The sequence below is a fragment of the Streptomyces regalis genome, from assembly GCF_001509475.1.
GTDB lineage: Bacteria > Actinomycetota > Actinomycetes > Streptomycetales > Streptomycetaceae > Streptomyces > Streptomyces regalis.
The window spans coordinates 1-16,467 of the sequence record NZ_LLZG01000063.1 but is presented as its reverse complement, the minus strand read 5'-3'; the positions used below and the strand labels follow the sequence as shown (position 1 = coordinate 16,467).

Here is a 16,467-nt window from a genome sequence, read left to right as displayed (position 1 = left end):
GCGCCGCACTGTTCCTCCCCGCGGCAGGCCCCCGCCCCCGCGCATGACATTCCGGCTATTTCAGCGCTACTTGAACAACCCACCCCTGGCGGCAGCAGACTCGCATGTCCTACGAGACCCTCGAGGTGCGCGGGAACCCGTCGAAACCTCGGGTGCTCCTCGCACCCAAAGCCCCCTCTCGGGCTCCAAGAACTGATCAACTCACGTCCGGCGCCGGGGAAGCGGCTCCTGGCTGTTTGTGGCGCCGAACCTGTAGATCATTGCTGGTCGGTTCGTGTCCGAACCGCTGAAGCACGGTCAATCTAGACCATCGGGGGCCGGTGTGTAGAGAGGATGTGTGTAATTTGTGTTCAAGCTTTGAGGCCGGCTCCGCTGATCGGTGACCGCCTACGAGCGCCTCGACGCGACCGCACGCTCCAGCAGCTCGCCCGGCCCCCGGGTGCGGATTCCACGCGATAGCGATCGGCTGGCTGCAACGGGCCTTCTGCGGCGCCCAGTTCGCAACACCCGCCCGCTGTAGGGCACGGGTCGTGGGCCGCTGTCGTCGAGCGTGGAGGCGGTCATCGAGGTGCCATGAACCACAACCAGGCCGTCCAGGGCGAGCAACTGCCGCCCCTCGCCTGACTGTGGAAGGGGTGCGTTCGCTGGGGGGAGGGGCGGCAGCCGTGCTGTGCACGGTGGTTGCCATGGCAGCCGTGTCCGTGCCGGCACTGGCCCTGCCCGACGTGGGTTCGGATGGCGCCGGAGATGCCGGGGCGATGGGCGGGATGGTCACCGTCACGATCGTGGCCGGCCTCGCACAGGGGTCGGCCAACCTGCCGGCATCGGCGATGGCCGGGATGGGAGGAACCGGCGGCGACCATGCGTTGTGGATGACCGCGTCGAGCGGATCCGCGTCGTTCAGTTCGGCGGCGACGTGCCGTACGGCCTCACGCTCCGCGAAGTCACCCACCACGAGGTGTGCCCCACGCTCGACCAGCGCGTCGAGGGCCGTCGCGCGCTCCCGGTTGCGGGCGTGCACCACCACGTCGTGTCCCGCGGACAACAGCGCATCGGCCGCGGGACGTCCGAGGCCGTCCGCGGAACCGGTCACCAGGATCCGACTCACGATCGCACCACCCTTGTGCCGTGCATGACCGCTCCTCGTATGAGGGGCTCCTTCCGTCAGTGGAGGAATTCGATCAGTGCAGGAATTCGATGAGCGCCGCTTTCACCTCGTCGGGGCACTCCCTGCCGGGGTCAGTGTCCGCAGCCTGCCAGCTTGACGGGACATCATCGGTGGAGCCCGCGGCGGGCGCGTTGACGCGGGCTGTCACCGGGGGTGTCCACTCCCGTACAGTCCGTGGTGCCAGTACTCCGGTGCGGCCAAGTGCACGGCCGAGCCCAGCGGTTGACCAGGAGAAGAAACATGGAAGCCGAAGCCGGTCCCGCCTCCCTTCCCGACGTTCCCGGAACGGGGCGGCCGGTCCCCGAAGTCGAGCCGGCGCTCGTGGAGCGGTGGCACTCGGGGAGAGGTGAACTGGTCGAGCTGCTGTCCCAGGTGCGCGAGCGGATCGGCGGCATCGCCGCGTTCCGCCTCGGTCCGACCCCCACCGTTCTCGTCACCGATCCGCAGGCTGTCCAGCACGTGCTCGCCCGGCACCCGGAGCGGTACGTCAAGCGCTCCCACCGCGCCCGCCTGCTGATCGGCGACGGCGTCATGGCCGCCACCGGTGAGGCGTGGAAGCGGCAACGCCGCCTGCTGCAGTCCCAGTTCACCGGCACCGGGATGCGCCGCTACGAGCAGCGGATCACCGCGGCCGCCCGGACCACCGCCGAGCGCTGGGACGGATACGCCCGTACCAAGGAGACCTTCGACGTCGGCCGGGAGATGCACCGCTTCGCCCTCGACGCCATCTGGCGCTCCCTCACCGGGCACCCCCTCGACGACGGGACCGAGCGCGAACTGACCGCCGTGGAGGCCGTGGCGAGCGCCATTCCGACCCTGCCCGCCGACATCACCGAGGCCCAGGACGCCGTCGCCGCCGACCTCGCCCGGGTCGACGCGGTCGCCCGGCACGCCATCGAGGCCGCCCGCAGCGGTGCGGCCGGTCCCGACGGCCCGGGCCTTGTGCACGTCCTGACCGACGCCGCCACCGAGCGCCCGGAGTACACCGACCGGCTGATCCGCGACGAGCTGGTCACGCTGCTTGCCGCCGGGCACGAGACCACCGCGACGACCCTGACCTGGCTCTACCTGCTCCTCGACCAGCACCCCGCCGCCCGCGAAGAAGCTCTTGCGGCCGGCGGCGAAGGCTCACCGCAGCGCCGTCAGGCCATCCAGGCCCTGGTCCACGAGACGCTACGGCTCTACCCCTCCGCCTGGCTCCTGCCCCGCCACGCCGCCGAGGCCGACACCCTTGCCGGCCACACCGTAGAGGCGGGCACCGACATCCTCGTCTGCCCGTACCTCACCCACCGCGACCCCGAACTGTGGCCGGACCCGGAGCACTTCGACCCCCGGCGCTTCACCACCCCGGACGGCCGACCTGCCCACCCGGGTGCCTACTTCCCCTTCGGCATCGGCCCTCGCGCCTGCCTCGGCCTGCAATTCGCGCTCCGCGAATCGACCGTCCTGCTCGAACACCTGCTGCCGGTCCACACGCCGGCCTTCTCCTGCACGCCCACGAAGGCGAAGTACGGCATCACCGTCCGCCCCGACGGCCCGGCCTCCGCAACTCTGGTACCGCCACTGGGAAGTTGACACCGATCAGCCAAGGAGAGTGACAGCGGATGAGAGCGTGTGTGGTGGGGGCCGGCCCCGGGGGAATCGTCACCGCCAAGGTGCTGCTGGAGAACGGCTTCGACGTCACGGTCTTCGACAAGTACCAGCAGGTCGGCGGGATCTGGTCGCCGGAAGGCTGCTACGACGGGCTGGCCAACCAGGCCGCGCTCCGCCTCTTCGAATTCGCGGACCTGCCCAACCGTCTGCACTTCGCCGGCGCGGCGGACACGCAGCGCTACCTGGAGGAGTACGCCGGGACCTTCGGTGTGCTGGACCGCGTCCGACCCGGCACCGAGGTGGTCTCCATCCGGGCAGTGGACGGGCCCGGGCGGTCGGGCGCCGCCGGCTGGGTGATCGACTCCCGGCCGGTCGGCGACAAGGCGGCGGAGGTTCAGCGCGAAAGATTCGACTACGTCGTCGTCGCCAGCGGGGCTCATCATCATGCCCACCTGCCCGAGCTGCCCGGGCGTGAGTTGTTCGGCGGGACCGTGCTGCACTCCAACGAAGTGCGGGCCGGGACGTTCGCCGGCCGGCGCGTGGTCGTCGTGGGGGGCGGCAAGTCCGCGTTGGACCTGGTCACCCGCGCCGCACGCGAGGCGGCCTCGGCCACCCTCGTGCAGCGCAAGGTGAACTGGATGATCCCCGAGCGGCTCCTGCTCGGTCTGGTCGGCTATAAGTGGATCCTGTTCAGCCGGTTCGGTGAGGCGCTCCTGCCCCGCTACCACGATCCGGCCTGCGTCCGTCCGATCGACCGCATCGACGAGCGGGTCAAGCGGGCCCTGTGGTGGCTCGTCACCCGCGACATGCTGTTCTCCACCGGGCTGCACCGGCTGCCGAGGCAGCTGCGGCCCACGCACCCGCTCCCCTTCCACCTGGCCCACGCGGGAGTGATGCCACGCGGCTACGTACGGGCCGTCCGCCGCGGCCTGATCACCCCCAGGGTCAGCTCTGTCGAGGCGTACACCGACAAGGGGCTGCGACTGGCGACCGGCGAGGAAGTGGCGGCCGATGTCATCGTGTTCGCCACGGGGCACCGCAAAGTCTTCCCGTTCCTGGATCCGAGCGTGCGCGTGCACGATTCCGCCGGGCGGCTGCGGCTCTACCGAGGCATCGTGCCGCCCGGCGCCGACCGGCTGGGGTTCGTCGGTTTCCGGCAGGTCTTCAACAACATCATGGGCGTGGAACTCACCGCGCACTGGCTGACCTGCCATTTCCGGGCGACCCTGCGCTCCACCCCGAGCGAGCAGGAGATGCGGGAGGCCGTCGACGCTCGCCTGGCGTGGCAGGAGCAGGTGCTGCCGGGCTCCGGTGGCTACGACTTCGGCCCCTACGACATCCACTGCGCGGACGAACTCCTGCACGACATGGGGCTGCCGTCCCGCCGCGCCGGCAACCTGCTGGCCGAGTACCTGCTTCCCGGCGGAGTCGCTCACCGCTACGCGGGCCTGACCCGATCGGGGCCGGCGAAATGAACGCAACGCATGCGGAGCAGTCGGACGCCGTCAGTCCAGGACCGCAGTGGCCTCCACCTCGACCAGATGCTCCGGTACGTCCAGTGCCGCGACGCCGATCAGTGTGGCGGGCGGTACCGGCGTGTCTCCCAGTCGCTTGCCCGCGCGGGCGATGCCGTCCATGAGCAGGGGCATCTTGGCGGGGGCCCAGTCGACGACGTAGAGGGTCAGCTTCGCCACGTCGGCGAAGGAGGCGCCGACCCCGGCCAGAGCGGTGGCGACGTTGACGTAGCACTGCTCGACCTGAGCGGCGAGATCCCCTTCGCCGACCGTGACGCCGTCGGCGTCCCAGGCGACCTGTCCGGCCAGGAAGACCAGCTTCGAACCGGACGCGACCGACACCTGCCGGTAGGCGTCGATCTTCGGCAGTCCGTTGGGATTCACCAGGGTGATGGCCATGCTGCTCGTTCTCCTTCTTCGGACCAGGCTGCTCCTGGTCTCTTGTGGTTACTCAGGAACTGTAGGAGAGTGTGCGCTGACGTGGAAGAACGCACTTTTCGGTGACTGGGGAACCAGATGGTGACCAAGCAGTTCAACGGCTCGCTGGACGAAGCGGACCTGACGCGCGCGGACTCCCTGGCGCGGGAGATCTTCTCCGACATCGCCAACAAGTGGGCGTTGCTGATCATCGAATCCCTCGGTGAGCGCACCCTGCGCTTCAGCGAGGTGCGGGCCGGGATCGAGGGCATCAGCCACAAGATGCTCACCCAGAACCTGCGCATGCTGGAGCGCAACGGCCTCGTCGACCGCACCGTTCATGCCACCGTGCCGCCGAAGGTCGAGTACACCCTCACCGAATCCGGTCAGGCCCTGCGCGTGACGATCGACGGCATGTGCGACTGGACCCACACGTACCTGGGCCACATCGAGGAATCGCGGCGGCGCTTCGACGGCTGACGCGTTCAGCCGCCGGCGCGTCGGCCGTCGGTCGGCTCGTAGGCGCTGATGACGTAGAGGGCCTCGTCGTCGATCGCGCTCTCCTCCCAGTCCAGGGAGATCCGCACGGGATGCCCGTCGGCGGCGTACTCCGCCTCGGCCACGGCACCGTCGCGCACGGTGATCCGGAAGCTGCCGAGCAGGCTGCGCTCCCCTTCGCTCGAGCGGAGCGTGTACGTGTACGAGGCGGGCTCCTGCCACGTGGCCCGGGCGGACGCCGGTGCCGTCGACGTCTCGGTGTCGCAGGCGGCGACCGCGCAGAGCATCCCTGCCCCCTCGAAGACGGTTACCGCTATGACGCCGGTCGCCTCGGGAACGTTCGGGGATCGGCGGCGGGATGTACGTGGTGTCGAACTGCACGCCAGGACGCTGGGCGTCACGCCGCCGGAGGCCGCCGAACAGGCCACCACTCTCCGCGATTTGGATGCGCGCTTCCCCTCCCCTGCATCTCCCCTGTACGGGCGTTAACCGCTGCTTCGAAACAGTGGCATCACCCGCCCCACCAGGGGAAACAGCAGAAGGGAAGCGTGTCATGGGCAGTGTCTCGCAACCGCAGCGCAGAGCCATTCTCACCGGAGGGCTCGTAGCCACCGCGGCCGTGATCACCGGGTGTTCGTCGAAGGCGGACGCCGGCACAGCGGCTCCGAAGCCTGCGCCCGCAGCAGCTGCGGCGACTGCCTCGTCGTCCGCGAGCGCACCCCCCGACACACCTCGGGCGGCGTTCGACCGGCTCATCGAGGGCAACAAGCGTTGGGTTGCCGAAACGCTTCAGCGCCCCAACCAGGACCGTGCCCGGCGCAAGTCCGTCGCCGAGGAGCAGGACCCGTACGGCGTCATCGTCTCCTGTATCGACTCGCGGGTGGACCCGGAGCTGGCCTTCGACACCGGGATCGGCGACCTGTTCGTGATACGCACCGGTGGGCAGGTGGTCGCCCCGGTGGTCACCGGCTCCGTCGAGTACGGGCCTCTGACCGCGGGGAGCCCGCTGATCATCGTCCTCGGGCACCAGCGCTGCGGTGCGGTCAAGGCGGCGTACAAGGCGCTGAAGGAGGGCAAGTCACTTGGGGGCAACCTGCAGTCGATCGTTGAAGCCCTTCGCCCGGCGTACGAGGCGATATCCAAGGGGAAGCACACCGACCCCGTCGACGCCATGATCCGGGTCCACGCCCAGCAGACCGCCGCCGGTCTGCGCAGCAACGCCAGTCTCGCTCCGCTCGTGAAGAAGGGCGACCTCGCCGTTGTCAGCGCCTACTACTCGCTCGACACCGGCCGGGTGGAGGTTCTCTCCGGGAGGCCTTCCGACTGACGCGGGGGATGACCGGGCGCTGTTGGGGGCGGCCGGTCATCAGTCGCGGTCCGCGCGCCCACGGCTGGACTCCCGCTCACCCCCCCCGCACCATACGAGCCATCCCTGCAGCCACCCCGCCCACCGCCACCCCCGCCGAAGCGAGCGCCAGAGCCCGCGCCCGGCGCCCCGGAGGTGCCGGGCGGGCGCCCGGGGCGACCCCGTACGCACTCGCCGCCACCTCGGACGCGGGCAGCGCCGACGCCAGCAGTTCCGCCAGGTGGACCGCCTCGTGGCCGCCGCTGTCGAGCTCGTGGATCTGCGTACGGCAGCTGAAGCCGTCCGCGAGGACCACCAGCTATCTAGCGAGGGGACCCGCGCCTTTAGGCGTGGGGGGGGGATCGCTTCTCTGGGCTGCTCTGACCTCAACTGTGCGCACGGATCTGCACTGTTGACCCTCGCCGACTAGATGCCCGCCACGTGTATAGTGATCGTTGTGACTGTGACGCGGAAGGTTCGCCGGTATTCCGGTGGCGTGTACGACTTGGGGCTGCATGTGGTGTGGTGCCCCAAGTACCGCCGCCGGGTTCTCGGTGGCCGGGTCGCGGTCCGGCTGCGCGAGCTGATCGAGGCCAAGGCGGCAGAGAAGGGCTGGGAGATCATCGCCCTTGAGGTGATGCCCGACCACGTGCACCTGTTCGTCAAGCACGGGCCCAAGGCGTCCGCGTCCTACGTCGCGAACCAGTTCAAGGGCTTCACCTCGCGCGTGCTCCGTCAGGAGTTCCCGCACCTGAAGTCGCAGATGCCCACCCTGTGGTCGTCGTCGTTCTTCGTCGCCTCAGTCGGCGCGGTCAGCGCGGACACGGTGGAGAAGTACATCAACACCCAGTGGGAACGCCCCTGGACGAAGAAGCAGAAGGAGGACGCCGAGCGTGCACCGCGCGTATAAGTTCCTCCTGCGCCCCACCGTCCGTCAGACGCAAGCCCTGTCCGAGATGCTGCGGGATCACTGCTCTCTCTACAACGGGGCCTTACGGGAACGCCGCGACGCCTACCGGCACAGCTCGAAGACGAGCATCAAGTACGGCGACCAGTCCGCACAGCTCAAGGAGATCCGGGCGTTCGATCCGGAGCGTCAGGGCCGCTGGTCGTTCTCCTCGCAGCAGGCCACCCTACGCCGCCTGGACAAGGCGATGCAGGCCTTCTTCCGGCGAGTCAAGGCCGGGGAGAAGCCCGGCTATCCGTGTTTTCGTGGGGTGAACTGGTTCGACACGGTGGACTTCCCCAAGGACGGGGACGGCTGCCGCTGGGACTCCGCCCCGCATGACCCGGTCACCCGCGTCCGGCTGCAAGGCGTCGGACACATCCGCGTGCATCAGCACCGCCCGGTGCGCGGCCGGGTCAAGACCGTCAGCATCAAGCGCGAGGGACGGCAGTGGTACGTCATCCTCGCCTGCGACGAAGTACCCGCCGAACCGCTCCCCGCGACCGACACCGCGACCGGCACCGTGACCGGCAGCGACATGGGCGTAGCCCACTTTCTCACCACCTCCGAGGGCGAGCACCAGCCCAACCCGAGGCACGGACGGCGCAATGCCGAAGCCCTCGCCGACGCTCAGCGAGCACTCAAGGCGTTCCCGCGCCGCAAGCGGGAGAACCGCACCGAAAAGCACCGCCGGGCGGTCGAGAAGGTTGCCGCTCTGCACCGCAAGGTGCGACGTCAGCGCACCGACCACGCACACAAGACCGCGCTGGCGATGGTCCGCGACTACGACGTGATAGCGCACGAGCGCCTGAGCATCGCGAACATGGTCCGCGCGCCCAAACCCAAACCCGACACCGAGAATCCCGGCGCGTTCCTCCCGAACGGAGCTGCCGCGAAGGCCGGGCTGAACAGGAGCATCCACGACGCGGGTTGGGGGGTGTTCCTGGGCATCCTCGCGCACAAGGCTGAAAGCGCCGGTCGTGTATTGATCCCGGTGGACCCCCGCAACACCTCCCGCACGTGCCCCGCCTGCGGGCACGTGTCCGGCGAGAACCGCCCCACACAAGAGAAGTTCGAGTGCACCCAGTGCGGCCACACCGCCAACGCCGATCAGGTCGGCGCACTCAACATCGCTATCAGGGCCGGGCTGGTCCTTCCCGACGTGGCCTAGCCACCGACAGGAGAAGCCCCCCGGATTTATCCGGGGGGAGGAGTCACGAACCCCTCCTCGGTGTTGGTCGGTGCAGGCACCGCCCGGGTACCCGCAACCGCACCCGCGACTACTCCGGCGTCGCCTCCGCCGCGAAGTCGGGCATCAGCGCGCACATCGCCTCGCGCTGGGTGGGACCCATGAACCGCGCCAGCGCCTCCTTGACCGTCTCGGCGAGAACCCCGGAGGCGTCCTTGAACAGACCTCGAGCCTTCTCGGTGAGGGCGACCTCGACGCCCCGCTTGTCGCCGCACACCGACTTGCGGGTGACCAGGCCGGCGTGCTGGAGGCAGGCGATCTGGTAGGTGAGGCGGGTCTTGGGGCGGCCCAGGAGCTCGGCGATCCGCGTCATGCGCAGAGCCTGGCCGGGGTCCGCGGCGAGCAGGCACAGGACGAGGAACTCGTCGTGCGAGACGTCCAGCCGTTCCTTGACGACGCTGCGCAGCTCCTGCTCGACGGCTCCGGTCGCGGCCAGCATCAGCATCCAGGCGTGCAGCTCGCCGGGCAGGAGTCCGCCGGAGGCGGAGGGGCAGTCGGAGAAGTCGGCCATGATTTCGAGTGTAGCTGTTGTTCAAAATTGGAGTATCGGCTAGCGTGAGGTCATCCAAATTTGGATTACACCCCCGGATGTGTCCGGATCTGCCCCGATGCTCAGGAGTGAAAGATCATGACCGTTGCCGTCGAAACCGGAACCTGGCAGCTCGACCCCGCCACCACCGTCGCTCTCCGGCACAAGACGTTCTGGGGCCTGGTCACCGTGAAGGGCGCCTTCGCCGCCGTCACCGGCAACGGCGAGGTCCGGCCCGACGGCTCCGCCGTCGGCACGATCACCCTGGACGTCGCCTCCCTGGACACCCGCAACGCCAAGCGCGACGAGCACCTGCGCTCCGCCGACTTCTTCGACGCCGCCAACCACCCCGAGATCACCTTCTCGGTCCGCAGCGCCGAGCTCCGTGACGGCGACAGCGTGCACGTCGTCGGTCAGCTCACCGTCCGCGGCATCAGCCGCCCCAAGTCCTTCACCGCCCGCCTCGTCGGCGCGGACGCCGACGCGCTCACTCTGGACGCCGAGTTCACCGTGGACCGCGACCAGTTCGGCATGGGCTGGAACCAGGCCGGCATGATCCGCGGCCTGACCACGGTCGCCGCCACGCTCCGCTTCACCCGCACCACGGCAGCCTGACGTCGGCGCTGGGTTCATGCCCTGGCCCGTGGTGAGCGTGAAGTGGGGCGTCAGGGCGGCGGCGCCGGTGTTGGTGACCTTAATGGTCAGACGGGTCACGGCAGTTGGCGTCGCCCGGCGCACCGACGCCACCCGCATGTCCAGGGGAGGCGTCCCGGTCGCCACCGCGAGCCACGCCTGAGGGCAGTACCAGCGGGCGGGGCTGCCAGGCGCCGACGAACTCCGCCGCCGACGCCATCCACAACGGCGTCAGCATCAGGTATTGACGCGCCCTCCCGGCTGAAGCCGGGACATTCTGGCCCGTACCACACAACGCAGTACGACCACGGCTTCCTGCTTCATCGACCAGCGCTGCCATTTCGGTCGGTCCTACCGAGTCCCCACAGGCTTTCGAGCCCAAGGGCGACGGGTCGCCAGAACGAACGCGCACCACGACAGGACAGTGGCCGCGCGCCCAGCTCCCCGCGCCGCACACGCGGCTCCCAGACACGCCGCCCGAGCCAGTCCGGCCGCCCCGAGCCGCCCGCCCAGCCCGATCCGCGGCCACCGCACCACCACCGGCACCAGCAGGGCCAGCGCCACGATCGCCGGATGGCCGAGGCGGCCGTACGAGGGCAGGAATCCGAAGCCGAGGCACACCATGGTCGCCGGGGCGGATAGCCGTACGTCACCTTCTCGGCCGTGAACGGCCGAGCTTGTGTGCTCGACGGCTGCCGCCGGCCGCGGCATCGAGGTCGCATCCGCCCTTTTGGGCGCGGGACCTGTGGCCTTCCGCGTCGGCGACACCGATGAAAAGGCTGATGTCCTCGAGGAGGGTCAGGACGCGGCGCCACTGGGGTGAGCGAGGCGCCCAGGGAGGTGAAGAGTCCGGTGTGAGGCAGGTGTGAGATCCCCGGGGGCTGGTGGGGAGGTCCCGGGCGGCGGTCGGTCAGTAGACGTCTCGGACGTACCGCTTCGCCGCCGCCAGCTGCTTCACGTACGCCGACGCCTCGGCCTCCTCCAGTCCGCCGTGCGCGACGGCGATGTCCCGCAGCGCCTGGTCCACGTCCTTGGCCATGCGCGAGGCATCGCCGCAGACGTAGAAGTGGGCACCGTCCTGGAGCCAGCGCCACAGCTCCGGGCCGTGTTCGCGCATCCGGTCCTGGACGTACACCTTGTTGCGCTGGTCACGGGAGAACGCGGTGTCGAGCCGGGCGAGGGCGCCCTCATCGAGCAGCGCGGTCAGCTCGTCCTCGTAGTAGAAGTCGCTGGCCCGGTGCTGTTCCCCGAAGAACAGCCAGTTGGGCGCCTTGTGCCCGAGCGCGTGCCGTTCCTGCAGGAAGCCGACGAAGGGCGCGACACCCGTGCCGGGGCCGACCATGACCATCGGCGTGGCGGCGTCCGCGGGCGGCCGGAAGTGCGGGGAGCGCTGCACGAAGACCGGCACCTCGGTGTCCGGCTCGGCGTCGGCGAGGAAGGGCGAGCAGACCCCGCCGCGCGGCCGGCCGTGCAGGTTCTCGTACCGCACGACGGAGACCGTCAGCGAGACGCTGTGCGGGTCGACGAGGGGGCTGGACGATATGGAGTACAGGCGCGGCTGGAGCTTCCTGAGTACCCCGGCCCACTCCTCGGCGCCCGCCCGCACGGGGTGTTCGGCGATGACGTCCACCGCCTGCCGTCCCCAACTCCACTGCGCCAGACCGTCCTTGTTGTCGGGACGCAGCAGTCGACGCAACTCCCGGTCGTCGCGGACGCGTTCGGCGACGAAGCGGAGCAGGCCAGAGGTGATCTTCGTGATGTCGAGGTGCCGGTGCAGGGCCTGCGCGAAGGAGACCTCGCCAACCCCGTCCAGCTGCACGGCAGTTGAGCCGTCGACGCCCGTCACCGCGAGCCACTCCTCCACCAGCGCGGGCGAGTTGACCGGGCGCACGCCGAGCGCGTCGCCCGCCTCGTACGTCAGCGAGGTCCCACTCGTGTCGAAGGTGAAGCGCCGCACCTCCTTGCCCGCGCCGGGCCGGCTGAGCAGCCGGTTGCCGACAAGGCGGGCGGCGGTGGGAGCAGGCTTGGGACCGGCTTTCGGGGCCTGCGGCTTCTCGACCGCGGGCACGTCCGTGCCGCTGCCGCCCAGCGCCGTGAGGACCTGGTCGAGCCACACACCGGCCGACGGCTCGTAGTCCGGCTCGCAATCCGTACGGGGCGCCAGGCGCACCGCGCCCAGCTCGTCGAGGCGGGCGTCGAGCCGCCTCCCGTGCCCGCAGAAGTCGTCGTACGACGAGTCGCCGAAGGCGAGCACGGCGTACCGCACTCCGTCCAGCCGTGGAGCTCCCTCGTCGGCCAGGGTGTCCCAGAAGCCCGACCCGTTGTCGGGCGCGTCACCGTCGCCGAACGTGCTGGTGATGAAGAGCAGATCGGCCGTGCGGGCGAGCGCGCCGACATCGGTCTCGTCCATGCCCACCAGGGTGGTGCGGTGCCCGGCCGCGCCCAGCCGCTCGGCGGTGGCGGTGGCGAACTCCTCGGCATTGCCCGTCTGCGAGGCCCACAGCACGACGACCTCACGGCCGTCCTGCACACGCGGCTGCGCCGACGTGCGCGAGTACATGCCGGCCAGGACGCCGTTCACCCACAGCGCGTGCTCGGGGCTGAAGGGTGCGTCCGCGGGGAGCACGGGGACACCCGGCGCGCCGGAGCCGAGGCCGGCGAGAAACCCCGTGAGGTAGAGACGCTCCTGGGCGGACAGGACGGGTGGCGGCGCGGGTTCGAGCCCGAACGGATCGGCCGTGCCGGGGGTGACGGCCGTCGGCGTCAGCGCCTCGACGGGCCTGTCCGGCACGGGAGCCGCCGTGGGCTCGTGGACCTTCGCCAGCGAGACGGCGCACACCTTGAACTCGGGCTGGAAGGAGATCGGATCCACCGCGTCGCTCGTCACCGCGTTGACGCTCAGATACTCCCCGAAAAGGTCGTTCCAGTGGAACGGGGCGAAACAGCCCCCGGGCCGCACCCGATCGGTCACCACCGCCGGCAGCACCGCCCGCCCCCGCCGTGAGGCGACCTCCACCCGGTCCCCGTCAGCGATCCCCAGCGCCCCCGCGTCCTCGGGATGCACCTCCACGAAGGGTCCCGGATTCAGCTTGTTGAGCTTGGCGACCTTCCCCGTCTTCGTCAGCGTGTGCCACTGGTGCTGCACCCGCCCGGTGTTCAGTACGAAGGGGTAGTCGTCGTCCGGCATCTCGGCGGCCGGCATGTGCGGCCGCGCATGGAAGGCGGCTCGCCCGCTCGCCGTCGGGAACCGCAGCCCGCCGTCCGCCTCCACGTACCGGATCGGATTGCGCGCCGGCCCGTCCACCTCGGCGGCCGGCCACTGCACGGGCGTGGCCCGCAGCCGCTCGTACGTCACCCCGCGCAGATCCCAGCCGGTCACCGGGTTCCAGGCCTGCCGTATCTCCTCGAAGACGTCCTCGGCACTGTCGTACGAGAACCCCTTCTCGTACCCCATCGCACACGCGACGGCCGCGATGATCCGCCAGTCCGCCATCGCCTCCCCGGGCGGGTCGGCCACCGGCTGGGTCAGCGTGAGGTTGCGCTCACTGTTGACGAAGACGCCCTCGCCCTCGGTCCACATGGCGCCGGGCAGCACGACATCGGCGTACGCATTGGTCTCGGTCTCGCCGAAGACGTCCTGCGTGACGACGAACTCGGCGGCCTCCAGCCCCTCGATGACGGTACGGCGATTGGCGACCGAGGCGACGGGGTTGGTGCAGATGATCCAGCAGGCCTTGATCTCCCCGTCGGCCATCTTCTGGAACATCTCCACGGTGCCCTTGCCGACCCCGTCGGCGCGCAGGGTGCCCGGCGGCAGCTCCCACAGCTCCTCGACGAAGTCCCGCTCGGCCTCGACGAGGACGGACCGCTGCCCCGGCAGCCCCGGTCCCATGTACCCCATCTCACGCCCGCCCATGGCGTTCGGCTGCCCGGTCAGCGAGAAGGGACCGGAGCCCGGGCGGCAGATGGCACCGGTGGCCAGATGCAGGTTGACCAGGGCGTTCGTGTTCCAGGTGCCGTGCGTGGACTGGTTGAGCCCCATAGTCCAGCAGCTCATCCACTCGCCGGCCTCACCGATCAGCCGGGCGGCCGTGCGCAGGTCGTCCTCGGCGATCCCCGTGATCTCCGCGACGGCGGCCGGCGCGTAGTCGGCGAGGAACTCGGGCATCGCCTCCCAGCCCTCGGTATGTGCGGCGATGAAGGCCGGGTCGGTGTGGCCGTTCTCGACGAGAAGGTGGAGGAGACCGTTGAGCAGGGCGAGGTCGGTACCCGGTTTGACCTGAAGGAACAGGTCGGCCTTGGCGGCGGTGGCGGTGCGCCGCGGATCGACCACGATGAGTTTCGCGCCCGCCTTGACCCGCTCCATCATCCGCAGGAAGAGGATGGGATGGCAGTCGGCCATGTTCGAACCGATGACCAGGAAGACGTCCGCCTTCTCGAAGTCCTCGTACGACCCGGGCGGCCCGTCGGCGCCGAGGGACAGCTTGTAGCCCATGCCCGCGCTGGCCATGCAGAGCCGCGAGTTCGACTCGATCTGGTTGGTGCGGATGAATCCCTTGGCCAGCTTGTTCGAGAGGTACTGGGCCTCCAGGCTCATCTGCCCGGAGACGTAGAAGGCGACCGCGTCCGGCCCGTGCTCGTCGATGATCGTGCGGAGGCGGCGGGCCGTCTCGGCGATGGCGTCGGCCATGGGGGAGGGGACCGGTTCCTCGCCCCGGTCGTCCCTGACCAGCGCGGTCGTCAGCCGCCCGGGCGCGGCGAGCATCTCGGCCGTCGTGGCGCCCTTGGTGCACAGCCGGCCCGCGTTCGCCGGGTGCGCCTTGTCGCCGGAGGCCTTCAGGACCGTACGCCGCCCGTCGGGCCCCATCCCGACGTCCAGCAGGATTCCGCAGCCGACCCCGCAGTATGTGCAGACCGTCCGGACCTGGGTCGTGGAGGTGGTCTCGGTCACACGCTGCCCTTCTCCGGCGGTCGGGGTGGTGCATGAAGCGTACGAATTGCCCGTTACGTCGATGTCACATCCCTTGATCATGAGGAGTTACGTCGGCCACACAGCCGCCGATGGCCCGATGTGAGGGGCATGTGAGGGGTGCGGGACGGCGCGATGCGGTCGCGGATCGTGTCGCTGTTGGGCCGAACGGGTGACTTGGCGTAAGAATTGGCTGGTGCAGGCATGGAAGGCAGATCAACACGGGGGGAGCCGGTGAACAGCCACGACGTCACCGATGAACAGTGGGAAGGGCTCGCCCAGGTCGTGCCGCTGCGCGGCCGAGACGCCTGGCCGTCCGCGGTGGACCATCGAGTGCCCCCGGAAGCGGTGACGGAGCCGCGTCGCCGGTTTGTGGTCCTGCGGGTCAACGTGTTCGCGGATGCCCGCGATGTCGCCGAGACGCTGATGGCGGGGATCCCGGTGCTGCTGGATCTGACAGGGGCGGAGACCGAGGTCGCCAAGCGCGTCCTCGACTTCAGCACGGGCGTCGTCTTCGGGCTGGCGAGCGGGATGCACCGGGTGGACCGGAATGTGTTCCTGCTGACGCCGCCGGGGACCGAGGTGAGCGGGTTGATGGAGGGGGCTGGGGTTCCGGGCTCGTGAGGGGGGCAGGGTGGGCGGTCCCTCGATCGTAGGAAGGGTGCGGGGGTGGAACGGTTCGCCTGACGGCAGGGGGCCTACGGTCCGGAGATGGCCGTGTCGTCCGAGTCCTCTGCGTCGTCTGTGTCGCGGGTGTCCTCTGTGTCATCTGTGTCAGGTGTCGCTTCCCTCTCGCCTTCCGTGCAGTCCGCGGACGAGGCGCATACCGCCCGGCCTCGCGTCACCGAGCTGCGGCTGTCCGCGTTCGCCGGGGTCCGGGGGGCCGTGCTCCCGCTCGGCGCGTTCACACTCTTCGCCGGGCCGAGCGGGTGCGGGAAGACGACCGCACTGCGGGCGTACGAGGCGCTGGCACGGCTCGGTGGGGGCGCCGGGGTCGGTGAGGTGTTCGCCGATCCGGTGGCCTGCGTGCCCGAGCGGGCCCGGCCCGACGCCCAGCGGCGGCGTGGCTTCCGTATCGGCTGCACGGCCGACGGTCCCGAGGGCCCGGTCCGGCTCGACGTCGCCGTACAGGCCGAGCCGGAACTGCGCATCGTGGGGGAGCGGTTGAGCGCGGGCGGTCTGGTCCTGCTGGAGACGGCCCTGCGCGATCCGAGTCGGCCCTATGTGCAGGCCGCCTGGCATACGGCCGGTCAGTCGCCGGTGACCCGGGCGCCGCTGCCCGACGACCGGCTCGGTACCGCGCTGCTGCCGCTGCGTGTCGCCGGCAAGACGGACGGGCAGCGGCGGGTGCTCGCCGCCGCGGAGCAGATGGTGGTGGCGTTGCGGTCGGTCTTCGCCTGCGATCCGCGGCCCGAGCGGATGCGGGCTGCTGCGCCGATCGGTTCCGGGCGGCTGCTCGGGGGCTGCGACAACCTTGCCGATGTGCTGTGGCGGACCCGCGCCGAGTGCGGGCGGCGGCATGCGCAGCTCGTGGCCGCGGTGGGGGCGGGGTGTGCGGGGGCGGTGGCGGATGTGGTCGCCGAGGTGCTGGGGGACGGGACGGTGC

Annotated in this window: 15 protein-coding genes and 1 pseudogene; 9 read left to right on the top strand and 7 right to left on the bottom strand. The window is 70.1% G+C overall.

Going from position 1 to position 16,467, the window contains the following annotated elements; translation table 11 throughout:
* Positions 1 to 196: 196 nt before the first annotated feature.
* A complete protein-coding gene (locus ADL12_RS55515; RefSeq protein ID WP_244187873.1) occupies positions 197 to 1,093 on the bottom strand; it encodes an SDR family NAD(P)-dependent oxidoreductase in 897 nt (298 codons plus the stop codon).
* A 315-nt stretch (positions 1,094 to 1,408) separates the two neighbouring features.
* On the opposite strand from ADL12_RS55515, the gene ADL12_RS11425 reads away from it, so the two are divergent.
* Positions 1,409 to 2,743: a cytochrome P450 gene (locus ADL12_RS11425; RefSeq protein ID WP_062701189.1), complete on the top strand. Its 1,335-nt coding sequence runs from the start codon at positions 1,409 to 1,411 to the stop codon at positions 2,741 to 2,743.
* Between the two features lie 29 nt (positions 2,744 to 2,772).
* Positions 2,773 to 4,236, top strand: a complete 1,464-nt coding sequence (locus tag ADL12_RS11420; protein WP_079051972.1) for a flavin-containing monooxygenase — start codon at positions 2,773 to 2,775, stop codon at positions 4,234 to 4,236.
* 30 nt (positions 4,237 to 4,266) lie between these two features.
* On the opposite strand, the gene ADL12_RS11415 is transcribed toward ADL12_RS11420, so the two are convergent.
* Positions 4,267 to 4,674 carry a RidA family protein gene (locus tag ADL12_RS11415; protein ID WP_062701184.1) on the bottom strand — a complete coding sequence of 136 codons (408 nt, stop codon included), beginning with the start codon at positions 4,672 to 4,674 and terminating at the stop codon, positions 4,267 to 4,269.
* 117 nt (positions 4,675 to 4,791) lie between these two features.
* On the opposite strand from ADL12_RS11415, the gene ADL12_RS11410 reads away from it, so the two are divergent.
* Positions 4,792 to 5,172, top strand: coding sequence for a winged helix-turn-helix transcriptional regulator (locus ADL12_RS11410; protein WP_062701182.1), 381 nt, complete (start codon positions 4,792 to 4,794; stop codon positions 5,170 to 5,172).
* Between the two features lie 5 nt (positions 5,173 to 5,177).
* On the opposite strand, the gene ADL12_RS11405 is transcribed toward ADL12_RS11410, so the two are convergent.
* Entirely contained in the window at positions 5,178 to 5,477 is a 300-nt protein-coding gene (locus tag ADL12_RS11405; protein WP_062701181.1) for a DUF6174 domain-containing protein, read from the bottom strand.
* A gap of 266 nt (positions 5,478 to 5,743) precedes the next feature.
* Between ADL12_RS11405 and ADL12_RS11400 the strand changes: the two genes are divergently transcribed.
* Positions 5,744 to 6,517: a carbonic anhydrase gene (locus ADL12_RS11400; protein ID WP_062701180.1), complete on the top strand. Its 774-nt coding sequence runs from the start codon at positions 5,744 to 5,746 to the stop codon at positions 6,515 to 6,517.
* Between the two features lie 76 nt (positions 6,518 to 6,593).
* Here ADL12_RS11400 and ADL12_RS11395 read toward each other — a convergent pair whose 3' ends face one another.
* Complete coding sequence (locus ADL12_RS11395; RefSeq protein WP_062701179.1) at positions 6,594 to 6,851, bottom strand: hypothetical protein; 258 nt, start codon at positions 6,849 to 6,851, stop codon at positions 6,594 to 6,596.
* A 147-nt stretch (positions 6,852 to 6,998) separates the two neighbouring features.
* On the opposite strand from ADL12_RS11395, the gene tnpA reads away from it, so the two are divergent.
* Positions 6,999 to 7,445: an IS200/IS605 family transposase gene (tnpA, locus tag ADL12_RS11390; protein WP_107119886.1), complete on the top strand. Its 447-nt coding sequence runs from the start codon at positions 6,999 to 7,001 to the stop codon at positions 7,443 to 7,445.
* Positions 7,429 to 8,652 (top strand): RNA-guided endonuclease InsQ/TnpB family protein, encoded by a 1,224-nt coding sequence (locus ADL12_RS11385; RefSeq protein ID WP_062701178.1) that lies wholly within the window; start codon positions 7,429 to 7,431, stop codon positions 8,650 to 8,652. Before tnpA ends, ADL12_RS11385 begins: the two co-directional genes overlap by 17 nt.
* 109 nt (positions 8,653 to 8,761) lie before the next feature.
* Here ADL12_RS11385 and ADL12_RS11380 read toward each other — a convergent pair whose 3' ends face one another.
* Entirely contained in the window at positions 8,762 to 9,241 is a 480-nt protein-coding gene (locus ADL12_RS11380; protein WP_062701177.1) for a MarR family winged helix-turn-helix transcriptional regulator, read from the bottom strand.
* 117 nt (positions 9,242 to 9,358) lie between these two features.
* Here ADL12_RS11380 and ADL12_RS11375 point away from each other — a divergent pair, with 117 nt between their 5' ends.
* A complete protein-coding gene (locus ADL12_RS11375) occupies positions 9,359 to 9,874 on the top strand; it encodes a YceI family protein (protein ID WP_062701175.1) in 516 nt (171 codons plus the stop codon).
* 462 nt (positions 9,875 to 10,336) lie between these two features.
* On the opposite strand, the pseudogene ADL12_RS58435 reads toward ADL12_RS11375, so the two are convergent.
* A pseudogene (locus ADL12_RS58435) lies at positions 10,337 to 10,522 on the bottom strand (hypothetical protein); the annotation flags it as partial.
* 280 nt (positions 10,523 to 10,802) lie between these two features.
* The gene (locus ADL12_RS11370) at positions 10,803 to 14,843 is read right to left on the bottom strand and encodes a bifunctional nitrate reductase/sulfite reductase flavoprotein subunit alpha (RefSeq protein WP_062701174.1); all 4,041 of its coding nucleotides are present in this window, start codon (positions 14,841 to 14,843) and stop codon (positions 10,803 to 10,805) included.
* A gap of 222 nt (positions 14,844 to 15,065) precedes the next feature.
* Here ADL12_RS11370 and ADL12_RS11365 point away from each other — a divergent pair, with 222 nt between their 5' ends.
* Both ADL12_RS11365 and ADL12_RS11360 read left to right on the top strand, forming a co-directional pair.
* Positions 15,066 to 15,485, top strand: coding sequence for a cell division protein SepF (locus ADL12_RS11365; RefSeq protein WP_062701173.1), 420 nt, complete (start codon positions 15,066 to 15,068; stop codon positions 15,483 to 15,485).
* Positions 15,486 to 15,662: 177 nt separating this feature from the next.
* Positions 15,663 to 16,467: ATP-binding protein (locus ADL12_RS11360; protein ID WP_425265088.1), on the top strand; the 805-nt coding region annotated here is incomplete at its 3' end.

What these genes read in the sequence shown, in the direction of transcription:
- ADL12_RS11425 (WP_062701189.1), top strand. Translation starts at nt 1,409, where the DNA reads ATGGAAGCCGAAGCCGGTCCCGCCTCCCTTCCCGACGTTCCCGGAACG.
- ADL12_RS11420 (WP_079051972.1), top strand. Translation starts at nt 2,773, where the DNA reads ATGAGAGCGTGTGTGGTGGGGGCCGGCCCCGGGGGAATCGTCACCGCC.
- ADL12_RS11415 (WP_062701184.1), bottom strand. Translation starts at nt 4,674, where the DNA reads ATGGCCATCACCCTGGTGAATCCCAACGGACTGCCGAAGATCGACGCC.
- ADL12_RS11410 (WP_062701182.1), top strand. Translation starts at nt 4,792, where the DNA reads ATGGTGACCAAGCAGTTCAACGGCTCGCTGGACGAAGCGGACCTGACG.
- ADL12_RS11405 (WP_062701181.1), bottom strand. Translation starts at nt 5,477, where the DNA reads ATGCTCTGCGCGGTCGCCGCCTGCGACACCGAGACGTCGACGGCACCG.
- ADL12_RS11400 (WP_062701180.1), top strand. Translation starts at nt 5,744, where the DNA reads ATGGGCAGTGTCTCGCAACCGCAGCGCAGAGCCATTCTCACCGGAGGG.
- ADL12_RS11380 (WP_062701177.1), bottom strand. Translation starts at nt 9,241, where the DNA reads ATGGCCGACTTCTCCGACTGCCCCTCCGCCTCCGGCGGACTCCTGCCC.
- ADL12_RS11375 (WP_062701175.1), top strand. Translation starts at nt 9,359, where the DNA reads ATGACCGTTGCCGTCGAAACCGGAACCTGGCAGCTCGACCCCGCCACC.
- ADL12_RS11365 (WP_062701173.1), top strand. Translation starts at nt 15,066, where the DNA reads ATGGAAGGCAGATCAACACGGGGGGAGCCGGTGAACAGCCACGACGTC.